The sequence below is a fragment of the Spirillospora sp. NPDC047279 genome (assembly GCF_040643285.1).
Classification (GTDB): Bacteria; Actinomycetota; Actinomycetes; order Streptosporangiales; family Streptosporangiaceae; genus Spirillospora.
Map to the genome: position 1 here is coordinate 155,069 of NZ_JBEYUA010000001.1, position 12,688 is coordinate 167,756.

General features: G+C 69.6%; 14 protein-coding genes and 2 pseudogenes. 6 read left to right on the forward strand and 10 right to left on the reverse strand.

From position 1 onward, the window contains the following. A pseudogene (locus tag ABZ810_RS00785) lies at positions 1-432 on the forward strand (hypothetical protein); the annotation flags it as partial. A 258-nt stretch (positions 433-690) separates the two neighbouring features. Here the strand turns inward: ABZ810_RS00785 and ABZ810_RS00790 are convergent. From ABZ810_RS00790 to ABZ810_RS00815, 6 genes and pseudogenes are all read right to left on the reverse strand, one after another. Continuing rightward, complete coding sequence (locus tag ABZ810_RS00790; protein ID WP_358398918.1) at positions 691-1,527, reverse strand: NAD(P)H-binding protein; 837 nt, start codon at positions 1,525-1,527, stop codon at positions 691-693. Between the two features lie 169 nt (positions 1,528-1,696). Beyond that, positions 1,697-2,881 (reverse strand): FAD-dependent oxidoreductase, encoded by a 1,185-nt coding sequence (locus ABZ810_RS00795; RefSeq protein ID WP_358397474.1) that lies wholly within the window; start codon positions 2,879-2,881, stop codon positions 1,697-1,699. 93 nt (positions 2,882-2,974) lie between these two features. Continuing rightward, entirely contained in the window at positions 2,975-3,541 is a 567-nt protein-coding gene (locus ABZ810_RS00800; protein WP_358397476.1) for a sigma factor-like helix-turn-helix DNA-binding protein, read from the reverse strand. 214 nt (positions 3,542-3,755) lie between these two features. Next, positions 3,756-3,917: pseudogene (locus tag ABZ810_RS00805) on the reverse strand (sigma factor); the annotation flags it as partial. 85 nt (positions 3,918-4,002) lie between these two features. Then, positions 4,003-4,497 (reverse strand): DUF488 domain-containing protein, encoded by a 495-nt coding sequence (locus ABZ810_RS00810; RefSeq protein WP_358397478.1) that lies wholly within the window; start codon positions 4,495-4,497, stop codon positions 4,003-4,005. Positions 4,498-4,576: 79 nt separating this feature from the next. Continuing rightward, entirely contained in the window at positions 4,577-4,972 is a 396-nt protein-coding gene (locus tag ABZ810_RS00815; protein ID WP_358398921.1) for a RidA family protein, read from the reverse strand. Between the two features lie 121 nt (positions 4,973-5,093). Here ABZ810_RS00815 and ABZ810_RS00820 point away from each other — a divergent pair, with 121 nt between their 5' ends. Further along, on the forward strand, positions 5,094-6,068 hold the full coding sequence (locus ABZ810_RS00820; RefSeq protein WP_358397480.1) for a WYL domain-containing protein: 975 nt from the start codon (positions 5,094-5,096) through the stop codon (positions 6,066-6,068). A 492-nt stretch (positions 6,069-6,560) separates the two neighbouring features. On the opposite strand, the gene ABZ810_RS00825 is transcribed toward ABZ810_RS00820, so the two are convergent. The 4 genes from ABZ810_RS00825 to ABZ810_RS00840 all read right to left on the reverse strand — a co-directional run bounded on the left by ABZ810_RS00825 (position 6,561) and on the right by ABZ810_RS00840 (position 9,023). Further along, positions 6,561-7,262: a hypothetical protein gene (locus ABZ810_RS00825; RefSeq protein WP_358397483.1), complete on the reverse strand. Its 702-nt coding sequence runs from the start codon at positions 7,260-7,262 to the stop codon at positions 6,561-6,563. 121 nt (positions 7,263-7,383) lie between these two features. Next, positions 7,384-7,659: a hypothetical protein gene (locus ABZ810_RS00830; protein ID WP_358397485.1), complete on the reverse strand. Its 276-nt coding sequence runs from the start codon at positions 7,657-7,659 to the stop codon at positions 7,384-7,386. Between the two features lie 27 nt (positions 7,660-7,686). Continuing rightward, positions 7,687-8,322 (reverse strand): DUF6461 domain-containing protein, encoded by a 636-nt coding sequence (locus ABZ810_RS00835; RefSeq protein ID WP_358397487.1) that lies wholly within the window; start codon positions 8,320-8,322, stop codon positions 7,687-7,689. Positions 8,323-8,441: 119 nt separating this feature from the next. Then, positions 8,442-9,023, reverse strand: a complete 582-nt coding sequence (locus ABZ810_RS00840) for a Uma2 family endonuclease (RefSeq protein WP_358397489.1) — start codon at positions 9,021-9,023, stop codon at positions 8,442-8,444. Positions 9,024-9,390: 367 nt separating this feature from the next. Here ABZ810_RS00840 and ABZ810_RS00845 point away from each other — a divergent pair, with 367 nt between their 5' ends. From ABZ810_RS00845 to ABZ810_RS00860, 4 genes are all read left to right on the forward strand, one after another. After that, the gene (locus ABZ810_RS00845; RefSeq protein WP_358397491.1) at positions 9,391-9,906 is read left to right on the forward strand and encodes a toxin-antitoxin system HicB family antitoxin; all 516 of its coding nucleotides are present in this window, start codon (positions 9,391-9,393) and stop codon (positions 9,904-9,906) included. A 91-nt stretch (positions 9,907-9,997) separates the two neighbouring features. After that, a complete protein-coding gene (locus ABZ810_RS00850; RefSeq protein ID WP_358397494.1) occupies positions 9,998-10,789 on the forward strand; it encodes a DUF4097 family beta strand repeat-containing protein in 792 nt (263 codons plus the stop codon). Between the two features lie 39 nt (positions 10,790-10,828). Continuing rightward, on the forward strand, positions 10,829-11,842 hold the full coding sequence (locus ABZ810_RS00855) for an ATP-binding cassette domain-containing protein (RefSeq protein ID WP_358397496.1): 1,014 nt from the start codon (positions 10,829-10,831) through the stop codon (positions 11,840-11,842). Next, positions 11,839-12,642, forward strand: coding sequence for an ABC transporter permease (locus ABZ810_RS00860; RefSeq protein WP_358397498.1), 804 nt, complete (start codon positions 11,839-11,841; stop codon positions 12,640-12,642). The genes ABZ810_RS00855 and ABZ810_RS00860 overlap by 4 nt, the downstream gene beginning before the upstream one ends. The last annotated feature ends 46 nt before the right edge of the window (positions 12,643-12,688 follow it).

The following is a 12,688-nucleotide window of genomic DNA, read 5'->3' on the forward strand; positions in this document are numbered from 1 at the left end:
AGGACGTTGGCCAGTGGCGGTGCCGACAGTTCCGTGTGGTTGTGGAACGTCGACCGCCGGACCTCCCTGACCCGCCTGTCCGGCCACACGGGTGCGGTGTACTCCGTCACCTTCAGCTCTGATGGGCGGACTTTGGCGACGGGTGGTCGGGACGACACGGTGCGGTTGTGGGACACGGTCACGGGCAAGGAGGTGGGTGGTCCTCTGCGTGGTCATGGGGGTGCGGTGTATTCGGTGACGTTCAGTCCCGATGGCAGGACGTTGGCCAGTGGCGGTGCCGACAGTTCCGTGTGGTTGTGGAACGTCGACCGCCGGACCTCCCTGACCCGCCTGTCCGGCCACACGGGTGCGGTCTCCTCCGTCACCTTCAGCCCCGACGGCCGGACGCTGCTCGCTGGCAGCCGCCAAGTCGGAGTGTGGCAACGCGGCTGAGAGACGCAGGTCCCTGAGGGCCGGCACACCGCTGATGGGTGAACGCGGGAAACCGCGTTCGCCCATCAGCCATGAGGGGCTCTGTACGGTCCCCACGGCAGAGCGTGCCTGCGCTCAAGGGCCGAGGTGAACGCCGCGCCCTGCCGCCACCCCATCCACAGGATGTCGATGACGCGCAGGGTCTCGGCGTCGTCGTCTCTTTGGCGCAGTATTCGCAGGGTTTGGCGGGCTGGGGTGCGCGCTGACCTGGCTGGGAGGTCAGGGGATGAAGGCGGGGGTGTTGTCGGTTGCCCAGTCGGCGAAGGTGAGGGCGGGGCGGCCCAGCAGGTCCTCCACGGTGCCGGTGGTGGGGCCGGGGCGGTCGGCGTAGTCGGCCAGGGAACCGAGCAGGCGGGCGGGGACCTCTTCGGGCAGCCCCTGCGCGAGCATGCCCTGGCGTACGTGCTCGGGCGGGAGCTCCTGGAAGGTCAGTTCCCGGCCGATGGCCTCGCCGACGAGCCGTACCTTCTCGAACTGGTCCAGCGACCGCGGCCCGGTCAGCGTGTGGATCGCCCCGGCGGGAAGGTTCCCCTGGAGGGCGTTGACCGCGACCGCTGCGATGTCGGTTTCGTGGATGGGAGAGGTGGCGGCGTGGCCGTACGCGCCGCGCACCACGTCACCGGCCTTGATCTGGGGCGCCCAGGCCAGTGCGTTCGCGGCGAAGTCGGCCAGGCGCAGGACCGTCCAGTCGAGGCCGGAGCCGGTGACGAGGTCCTCGGCGTGCTTGAACTGGGCGGCGAAGCGGGCTTCCCCCGCCGGATGCTCCACGGTGGTGGCCGACAGCAGCACAACGCGCCGGACGCCTCGTCCGGCGGCGTGCTTCAGCAGTTCGCCCAGGCCGGGGCCGGTGGCGCGCGGGCTGATCTGGAGGGCCTCGACCTCTCGCAGCGCCGGCTCGATCCAGTGGGGGTGGAACAGGTCTCCGGTGACGGCTCGTACGCCGTCGGGGAGCCCCGTTCCGCCGGGATCGCGGGTGACCGCGGAGGCCGCCGCGCCTTCCTTGAGGAGCAGGTTCATCACCTGGCGTCCGACGACGCCGCGGGCTCCGGTAAGCATGATCACGGTGTGGGTTCCTTTGCTTCGGGTTTGGTGGACGAGCCCGAAAGGGGGTGCGTTCACCAGGACGAACGTGAATTGGCCGTGAGTGACCATCGCGCCGGACACCAAGCGTTCGGTGGGGAGCGGGCGGTGGTCTGCGGGGTGGAGGAGTCGTCCGCGACGATGCTCAGGCGGTCGCGGGCATGAGGGGCCGGTCGTGGGTGACGCGGTGGCGGCGGGTCGGCATGCCGAGGGTCGGGTTGGCGACGCTCCATGCGGCGCTCCGGCAGACCAGTTCCTTGTAGCGGGCGGCCAGTCGGCCGGTCAGGACCGCCTTCCTGGCGCGGTCGTCGGCCGTGACGTACTGGATCAGGCCCTCCTTCCGGCCCAGCGAGACGCACTGGTTGAAGTAGCCGATCGTCTTGTCGGGGACCTTCCTGCCGGTCAGGCGCGCCGCGATGGTGTCGGCGGCCAGCCAGGCGGTGGGGATTCCCGAGGCGCACGACATGCGCAGCGGCCTGCCGTCGGCGCCCATCGCCAGGGCCGCGTCGCCGATGGCGTACACGTCGGGGTGGGAGACCGAGCGCATGGTCCGGTCGACCACGATCTGGCCGGTGCCGGAGACGTTCAGGGTGGTCGCCTTCGCGATCGGGTGGACCGCGAAACCGGCGGTCCATACGGTGACCGCGGCGGGGATGGCCTTGCCGTCGGCGGTGGCGACGTGGTCGGCGCCCACTCCGGTGACGGCGGTGTGCTCGTGGGCGGTGATGCCGAGCCTGCCGAAGACCTTCCGGACGTGCTCGCGGCCCTTGGGGGAGAGCCAGTCGCCGAGGTCGCCGCGGACGGCCAGGGCGACGTCGAGGTCCGGGCGGGCCTCGGCGATCTCGGTGGAGGACTCCACGCCGGTGAGGCCGCCGCCGACCACCACCACGGTCTGTCCGGCGTTCAGGCTCGCCAGGCGCTCGCGTAGCCGGAGTGCTCCGGTACGGCCGGCGATCTGTTCGGCGTGCTCGGCGGTTCCGGGTACGCCCTGGTCGTTCCAGCCGCTGCCGAGGGCGTACACGAGGGTGTCGTATTCGAGGTCTTCGGTGCCGTTCGGGCCGGTGATGGCGACGGTCTTGCGGTCGGCGTCGACGCCGGTGACCTTCGCGAGCCTCAGCTCGACGCCGGTGCCGGCGAAGATGTCGCCGAGCGGCCGGTGCTTGAGGTCCTGGCCGCTCGCCAGCTGGTGGTTGCGGACCCGTTCCACGAAGTCGGGCTCGGCGTTGACGAGGGTGATGGCGACGTCGTCGCGGCGCAGCCGCCTGGCGAGGCGGCCGGCGGCGCCGGCTCCGGTGTATCCGGCTCCGAGAACGATGATGCGGTGCGGCATGTCAGGCTCCTGTCCGGTTTGGGTTCGGGTTCGGGTTCGCCACTTGAACCGGATGGCCCGAGGTTTCCTGACAGGAGCCTGATGTGATCCACGTCACATTATGATCAGGGGTTCCCCGCGGTCGGCCGCCGCCCACCGCTCGGTCGCGCGTTCGAGCTTGTCGGGATTGGCCTGGGTCCGGCAGGCGGTGATGCCCTCGGCGGTGACCTCCAGGCACATGATCGCGACGACCCGGCCTTCCACGACGGCCACGACGGCGGGTTCGCCGTTGGCGCTCCAGCCGTAGATCTCGGGCGAGCCGCCGACGATGGCGTTCTTGGCCTCGGCCGGTTTGAACATGCCCCACACGAACTCCGCGACCGCGACGGCTCCCTCGAACGCCTTGGTGCGTGCCGGGACCTTCCCTCCGCCGTCGCCGACGGAGATCGCGTCCTTGGTGAGCAGGCGTACGAGCTCATCGGTCCGGCCACTGGTGGCGGCCGCGAGGAACTCCTCGACGATCCGCCGGGCGGCGGCCTCGTCGATCTCGGTACGGGTCCTGCCGTGCGCGACGTGCCTCTTGGCACGGTGATAGATCTGCTGGCTGCCGGCCTCGGTGATGTCGAGGATCTCGGCGATCTCCCGGTGCGGGTAGTCGAACGCCTCCCGCAGCACGTACACGGCCCGTTCGTTGGGGGGACAGGCGTTCCATGAGGGTGAGGACCGCGTACGAGACCGATTCGCGCTGCTCGGCGGTGTCGGCCGGGCCGAGCATCGGGTCCCCGGCGAGCAGCGGCTCGGGAAGCCAGCGGCCCACGTACGTCTCGCGGCGTGCGCGCGCGGAGGTGAGCTGGTTGAGGCACAGGTTGGTGAGCACCTTCGTCAGCCAGGCCTCGGGGACCTCGACGCGGTCGACGTCGGCGGCCTGCCAGCGCAGGAACGTCTCCTGCACGACGTCCTCCGCCTCGTCCGCGGAGCCGAGGAGACGGTACGCGATGGCCTCCAGGCGGGGCCTCGACGACTCGAACCGGTCGACGTCGTCCACCGTCAAAGCCATGCCGTGATCGTATCTCCCGCCTCGCCCCCATCTGATCCCGCTAACGGCGGCTATGCCGCACGCCCTCGCTGGGGGTGGTCGTGGGTCACTGCGGGCGGAGGTGCTCGATCTTGACGTGGTGGTGGTCGGTCAGGCGCTGGGCGATCAACGAGCGGTGGCAGGCCTCGGGGTCGCGTTCGACGCAGAGCAGGGCCGCGGTCCCGCCGCTCGGCAGCTCCGACACGATCTGCGTGAGGTCGGCGCGGTCGAGGATCTCGGTGGTGTAGCGGCGGGCGTACTCGGCGGAGAGTTCGCGGCGCGAGCGCTTGCCGACCCCGCGGCGATCATCTTCGGCGTACTGGAGCCGGCGCAACTCGGTGGTCGGAGCGAGCTCCGGGTGGTGCGCGTAGGCGATCTGCGCATGGGCGAGGGCCTCCTGCAACCGGCGTGCGTTCGCCCAGGCGTACTCGGATCCGCGGACGCCGCGGCGCTGGCGTACGTCGAGCAGCAGCCGAACGTCCGCGTCCCGCAGTCGTCGCAGGAAGGACTCGCCGTCGAAGCCGTAGACGCCGATCGTCACCATCGTGAGCACTGAAATCACCCACCTTCCTGCTGTTCGTGTCTGCCTGCCTGCTGCTCGTGCCGCCTCCGGCAGATCTGCCGGAGGCGGCGAGGTCGCGTCACGCGACGGCGGTGCCCTCGAGCTCGACCATCAGGTCGGGGAGCGCCAGCCGCGCCACCCCGAGCATCGTGGTGGACGGTGCCACCGCGGCGGCGCCCAACCGCGACGCCAGCACGCCGTAGTGCTCGAAGAGCCGGTCGACGTCGGTGGTGTAGACGTTGAGGCGGACGAGGCTCGCGAGGGACATGCCGGCCTCGCCGAGCACGGCCTCCAGATTGTCGAGGCTCAGGGCGAGCTGCGCCGCCATGTCACCGGGATGCTCGGGCTTGCCGTCGCCGCTCATCGCGGTCTGCCCGGCGCAGTAGAGGGTCCGGGTGTGCCCCGACACGATCTCACCCTGGTTGTATCCCATCTCCACCGACCACGCCCACGGGTTGACCGCCGTTCGTTCCATCGTCATATCCGCTCCATTCGATTCGTCGGCATCACGTACGTCCATCGGCTCGATGGCCACGTCGACGAGCCTGCCAACGAATCACGACATCCTTTGTCGTGTATTCCTTTAGAGTTTCGGCATGCGCGCCGACCGGTTGGTCTCGCTGGTGCTGCTGCTGCGGCAGCACGGCCGGCTGTCCGCGACCGCGCTGGCCCGCGAGCTGGAGGTGTCCACGCGTACCGTGCTGCGCGACATCGAGGCGCTGTCCGCGGCCGGCGTCCCGGTCTACGCCGAACGCGGGCGGCACGGCGGGTTCGCGTTGCTGCCCGGCTTCCGGACCGAGCTCACCGGGCTGAACCACGACGAGGCCCTGGCCCTGCTGATCGCCGGTTCGCGGCGCGGCGCGCAGGCGTTCGGCCTCGGCTCGGCGCTCGCCTCGGCGATGCTCAAGGTGGTCGACGCGCTGCCCGAAAGCTATCGGGACACCGCGGCCGGCGCGGCCGAGCGGCTGCTCATCGACCCGGAGGCCGACCTCCTCTCACGCCGGCTGGTCGCCGAGGAGGTGCCCGACGCCGTGGTCGCCGAGGTCCGGCGCGCGGTGTTCGCCGGACACAAGCTGCGCATCCACTACGCGGCCGTGGACCAGGCCCCGAAGTGGCGCACGGTGGACCCGATCGGCCTGGTCACCGTACGTGACCAGGGCTACCTGCTGGCCACGAGGTCCGGCGCGGACCGTACCTACCGGCTGTCCCGGATCCTGGCCGCCGAAGAACTCGCCGAGCCCGCGCAGCGCCCGGACCGGGTCGACCTGGACCGGGCCTGGCAGGAACGCAGCACGCGGTTCCGGACCGGCGGCGACCAGGTCAGCGTGGTGGTACGGATGAACCCGGCGCGGCGGGAGGACCTGGTGGGCACCGCACTGGCCGTCCTCGCCGAAGAGACCGAGCCGGACGGACGGCTGCGGCTGGAGGTGACCTTCCAAGATCCGAGACATGCCGAATGGGCGCTGTGGCAGCTCAGCACGAACGCGGAGGCCCTGGCCCCGCAATGGCTGCGCGACTCCCTGCACAAGCGCGCCGCCGCGATCGCCACCCTCTACAAAGCCCCACCCTGAGAATCGGAAGGGCCTCCCGAGAGCGAAAGCACACGCGCCTGCACGCGCCCCCGCTCCGCTCGGACGTCCCCATAGGGGCTCCCGCCCCCACACCCCCAAGTCGGGGCTCCGCCCCAGACCCCACCTCTTCAGTGGTGCACCCTCAACCAGGCACCTCGACCTCGCACGCCCTGGACCAGGCGCACCAAGCGCACTCGTCCGAACGACCAGTCGGGGAAGCGACTCAGACACGTTGAGCGACGTTCTCAGCGGTAGGGCAAGTACTCCGTGCGTTCCTCCCGGCGAGGCCTGAATCGCCGCAGCATGTATCTCGAGAGGCTGTGAATCAGCCCGCTGCGCTCAATGGTGCCGTCCGCCATGGTGACGGACCATCTCGGTCACGCTCCGGGAGCGAAGTGTGTAGACGTCGCCGGCCACGACACGGGTAGGTCTCATCGGCGAACAGTCACTGGCGGGGGCCGGTGTCGGGATTGCGATTTGGGGGTTGCGGTATTAGGACGGGTCGTACTCGGTGAAGGTGGTCTTCCAATCTTCGCGGCCTTCGGCGAAGCCCTGGAAGGCGCTCACCACTTCGTCGATGTCGCCGGTCACGTACCGGAAATGGCGGTCGGCCGATCCTTCCCGGTATTCCACGCCGTACATCCCGTCCGGCGCCCCGCCGGCCTTCTCACCCAGGCCGGCCTGCACGTACCAGCCGGGCCGGATGTCCAGGTGGGCGAACCAGTTCCTGTCGGTGATCTGGTGCAGGAGCCGGGGGAGGTCCTCCGGACGGGGCTCGTTGACGATTCCGCCGTCGAAGAAGACCAGGTGCGGTCCGTCGCTGTCGACGATCTCGGGCGGGTTGTGGACGCGGGAGACCTGGGGGTCGAAGCACACCAGGCCATGTCGCATGGCCAGCTCGATGATCGTGGGACTGGCGTTCTGGGCCTCGGAGAAGCCCATGCACAGGGACACGTAGTTGTCGGGCATCTCGAAGGGGTCCATGCTCCAGGGGGATTCCCCCTCGGCGACGTCATTCAGTGGGGGATACACGTTCAAGATCTCCGCATGGAACGTGCCGACACGTTCGTCCGGAAACATCTCCGGTTCGGGGCCGGACCACTCCTCCGCGCCCATCAGCCACCTGTATTTGAGAAGGGCCTGCTCGGCTGTGACGGGGTGTTCCTCGCGCCACACGCACAGGTCGAAGCTCATCGTCCACCACCGCCCGGTTCGGGTTCCGTGATCGTCCGGATCTTGGACGTGCGGAGGCGCGTACACGTTCCGGACCTTCTCGGCCATGCACATCGGCGGCCTGATGCGCAGAGAACGTCGGTCACGGGGTCACGCCGTCGGCGTCTCCCGCCCCTGCCTCGGCGAGCTGGATCGTTCGAGCGAGCCGATCACAGAGTTGTCGCGCGTTCGGAAGGGTCAGGAGCAAGGCGACGTCGAGACCGAGACCGTCGTCCCAGGCGGCGAGCTGGATCATGCGAGGCTCGGGAACGATGGCGACATCGACGACCGTGGAATCCTCGGACTCGTCCAGGTCGTCCACGGCAAAGGCGTCCAGGGCGGGGATAGGGGTTTCACCGCTGTCGACGTAGGGGTACATCCGCCGAGCTTCGCAGGTCCAGATGGCTCATGAATCCCTTGTCGCGCTGAAGGGCACGAGCCCCGTGGTGAAAGTGGCCTTGTCAAGGACTTCCGGCGTGAGGCGTACCCCCGACAACCGTTCGGCCAAGGCGAATGCGGCCTCGGTCGTCAGGGAGAAGTCCTGTTCGTCCTCGTCCTGTTGCAGGTCGAAACCAACCTCCGCCATCACGTTGACGAGTTCGTCCGGGGCGGAACCGTCCCTGTGGCCCGGGAAGAGCGGCTCGAACGCCGTCCGGCGCGAACCGTCCTCGTACCAGAGGAACAGGTCGTGCGCGTTGACGTTGCAGAAGTGGGCGACCAGCCGGGTGCCGTTCGACAGGGGCGCCACCAGGTGAGGCAGGGTGCCCAGGAAGCCGTTGCTTTCCAGCCCGAGCACCCACTCGCCCTGGTCGCCGAGGACCGTGGTGGCCCCTATCAGGTACGCATTGTCAGAATGTTCCTCCCAGACGTCCCGGGTATGCCGCTCGAGATCGGCATACCCGGACGCACTCCCGCGGTGTTCAGCCCGCATTCCTCGCAGGAAGTCCTGGGGTGTGACCCCTCGAATCAGGACCGCACAGTACGCCTCGGCCAGCTCTGAGTAGTCGTTGATCCACTGGTAGTCGGTCGCGGTGGTCGCCATCGCACCACCATTACAGAAAGCTGGAGCTCAGACGGAGCATGGGGATTCGGTGTCAGTTCCCTCTGGACGCGTCACCAGTCCCGGGACAGGGCGCCTCGCCTTGCGCGGAAGGACCGCGGCTACTCGCGGACGGCCTTGAGTTCAATGTCGAGATGGAAGGGCAAGGTCGTGGTGATCCGGTCGTGGTGGACGCCGGTCGCTATGTATTCGCCGGTGGCGTCGTCCAGTTCATAGGTGTAGATCGCGAACGCGGGTGCGGTCTGATCGGTCTTCACCCGCCAGTAGTGCCGGATCTGCGCGTCCGCGTACAGGGCAGGCTGCACCCGGCGATCCTTGCGTTTGGTGGACGGGGACACCACCTCGACGATGAGGGAGACCATCTCGGCGAGGATGGGACGCTCATAGGGATCGTGGGCACTGGAATACACGACGATGTCGGGAGCGATCTCGACCGCCTCCACCTCATCGTCATCCAGGAGGACGTCGACGTCGGTGTCGACCTGCCAGGCATCGGGCGCCGCGCCCTCGAGGCGGGTCGCCAGTCGCCGCGCGATGCGCTGGTGGATCGGGCGGGGGCGAGGGTTCACGACCAGTTCTCCGTGGATGAGGCTCACACGCACCGGGAGGTCTTCGGGCAGCGCCTCATAGTCTGCCCGAGTCCATGTGTCACCGGACGGCAACGGGAGGGTCAGCGCGGGCATGGCTCGTGGCGCCTCCGGTCCAGATCGGTGCGGATATTAAGTCAGGGTACCTATCGGTTCCCTCCTTGGCCCCTTCGCCATGACCACCGTCAGGCCGTGGCCTGATCCACTCAACGCCGGCGGCGGAATCTGGCCTTCGATCGTGCGCTCACCGGCCGCTCGGTCGGCCGCCCTGGGCCTCATCGTAGGTAGGTCTGAACGCGGCATCGCGTGGAGAGGACGTGACGTCACGGCGACGTCGTCCGGCTGCGGTGAGCACGCCTTGCAGGTGCTGAAGGGCGGGTTTTCTGCGGGTGACGTCAAGAGATGGCGGGCGTGGCGTCGTGAGACGGTTGACGTGACGTCACTTTGACGTCATAGTGGGGGCATGGATTTGATGCCGTACGTTGACGCGTTGCGTCGCGAGCTGGTCGTCGCGGCCGAGGCCGGTGGGGATGACGCGCGCGCCCTCGCCGAGCGCCTGACCGGGCCGCTGGAGTCGGGCGCTCGGCTGATGTTGCTGGAGGCGTTGTCGGCGGCGGCCGACGAGATCACTCGTGACCTCGCGCCCGGGTCGGTGGAGGTGCGGCTGCGCGGTTCCAGCCCGGCGTTCGTGGTGACGCCGGCCGACGACGGGCCCGCCGAGCCCGAGGCCGTTCCGAACGCCGAGCCACCGCCGCCGGTCGTTCCGTCCGGCGAGGACGGGGCCACGGCGCGCATGACGTTGCGGCTGCCCGAGCATCTCAAGCCGCGGGTGGAGCAGGCCGCCGAACGCCAGGGCATCTCCGTGAACGCCTGGCTGGTGCGGGTGATCGCCGCGGCGTGCGAGCCTCCCGGCCCGGCGGGCGAGCGTGCCCGCCCGACAACCGGTAAGGGGCGCAGCTTCACCGGCTGGGTTCGCTGACCCTTTCCCTTCCAGCCGACCGTTCCTTCTTCCACTTCATCGCCCGGCCGGCGGCCGGGAGCACCACCGGACCCATGAGGAGGGCTCCGCCATGCCTGCTTTCGAGACCACAAGCCCCATCGACGCCACCATCGAGGTCACGTACGGCCACGTCGAGGTGCACGCCGGCGAACGTACCGACGTCGTCGTCGCCGTACGGCCGACCGACCCGGCGTCCGACGCCTCCGTTCAGGCCGCGGAACGCACCGAGGTCGACTTCTCCGGTGGACGGCTGCTGGTGAAGGACGCGCGGGGCACGGGCCTGTCGTCCCTGTTCGGCGGCAAGGGGTCGATCGACGTCACCGTCGAACTGCCCACCGGGTCGCGGCTGCGCGTCAAGGGGGCGGCCGACGTCGAGGCCACCGGTGACCTGGGGGAGACCGTCGTGCACAGCTCCCACGGCGACATCCACCTGGAGCGCACCGAACGGCTGGACGCGCGCTCCTCCAACGGCGAGATCCGGGTCGAACGGATCGCGGGGGAGGCCGAGCTCAGCGCCACCAACGGCATGATCACGGTCGGCGCCCTGGAGGCGTCCGCGACGGTCAAGACGTCCACGGGTGACGTCACCGTCGGCACCGCCCGCGCCGACCTGACGGTCAAGTCCGCGTACGGCCGGCTCCGGATCGGCGAGGTCGCCCGTGGCACGGTCCGGCTGGAGACCGGCCACGGCAAGGTGCACGTCGGCATCGCCGACGGGACCGCCGCGTGGCTGGACGTCCACACCAAGTTCGGCGCGGTGCGCAACTCGCTCACGCCGTCCGAGGAGCCGGGTGACACCGGCGAGAGCGTCGCGGTCCACGCGCACACCAAGTTCGGCGACATCGAGATCCACCGTTCCTGACCTCCCTCACCCCCCGATCTCCGCGAGAGGACTCCTCGAATGACGAACGCGATCGTGGCCGAAGGCCTGGTGAAGAAGTACGGGCCGGTGACGGCCCTGGACGGGCTGAGCCTGGCGGTGCCGCAGGGCACCGTGCTCGCCCTGCTCGGTCCGAACGGTGCCGGCAAGACGACGACGGTGCGGGTGCTGACCACGCTGCTGAGCCCGGACGCGGGACGGGCCGAGGTCGCCGGCTGCGACGTCGTCAAGGACGCCCGCCGGCTGCGCTCCCTGATCGGGCTGTCGGGGCAGTACGCGGCCGTCGACGAGCACCTCACCGGCGCCGAGAACCTGGAGATGATCGGGCGCCTCTACCACCTGGGCGCCAAGCGAAGCCGGGAACGGGCCAGGGAACTGCTGGAACGTTTCGAGCTCACCGAGGCGGGCGACCGCCCGGTGCAGGGCTACTCCGGTGGCATGCGCCGCCGCATCGACCTGGCCGGCGCGCTGGTCGCCGACCCGCCGGTGCTGTTCCTGGACGAGCCGACCACCGGCCTGGACCCGCGGGCCCGCAACCGCCTGTGGGACGTGATCTCCGAACTGGTCTCCGGCGGCACCACCCTGCTGCTCACCACCCAGTACATGGAGGAGGCCGACCGGCTCGCCGACCAGATCATGGTCGTCGACCACGGCCGCGCCATCGCCCAGGGCACCGCGGACCAGTTGAAGGACCGCGTCGGCGGCAGCCGCCTGGAGTTCACCCTCGGCGCGGCCGCGGACCTGGACACCGCCCGGGAGACGCTCGCGTGGATGGCGACCGGCGCGCTGCGCACCGAGCCGGACGCGCTGCGCGTCACGGTCCCGGTCACCGACGGGCCGACCGCGCTGCGCGAGGCGCTCGGCCGGCTCGCCGACCAGCGCGTGACCGTCCGCGACGCGGGCGTACGCCGCCCGACCCTCGACGACGTCTACCTCACCCTGACCGGGAACGCCCTGCCCGGCGCGTCCGCCGACCCCGGTTCTGACCCCGACTCCGACCCCGCTGCCGCGACCGCCGAGGAGGCCGCCCGATGAACGCCGTCGCCATGCCGCTCGCCGACGGGCTCACCATCGCCCGCCGCAACATCAAGAAGATCAAGCGTGCCCCGGACATGATCGGCGGGGTGGTGATGCTGCCCATCGTGCTCGTGCTGATGTTCGCGTACGTGTTCGGCAGCGTCATCGACGTCCCGGGCATGTCGTACAAGGACTTCCTGCTGCCGGGCATCTTCGTCCAAGCCGTCATCACCGGCGCGCAGATCACCGGCTACAGCCTGACGACCGACCTGGAGAAGGGCATCTACGACCGGTTCCGCTCGCTGCCGATGGCGCCGTCGGCGGTGCTGATCGGGCAGACCGCCAGCGACCTGCTGATGAACGTGGCGAGCCTGGTCGTCATGGGATCGATGGGCCTGATCGTCGGATGGCGGGTGCACACGTCCCCGCTGGAGGCGATCGCGGGATTCGCGCTCCTGCTGCTGTTCGCCTACGCGTTCTCGTGGGTGACCGCGGCGGTCGCGCTGGCACTGCGGACGCCGGCGAGCTTCAACAACGTCGTGACCATGTTGTCGTTCCCGCTGGTGTTCGTGTCCAACGCGTTCATCGACTCCTCGCGCCTCCCCACCCCGCTGCGGGTCTTCGCCGACTGGAACCCGGTCTCGACGTTCACCCAGGCCGCCCGGGACCTGTTCGGCAACACCAGCTCCGCGATGAAGATGTCGTCGGCCTGGCCCATGCAGAACGCGATCGCGGCGTCCCTCATCTGGATCGCCGTCCTGCTGGTCGTCTTCGTGCCGCTGGCCACGCGCCTCTACAAGCGGACCATGACCTCCTGACCCCACTGACCTCACCCTGTCGACACCCCTCCAGGCACTGCAAGGC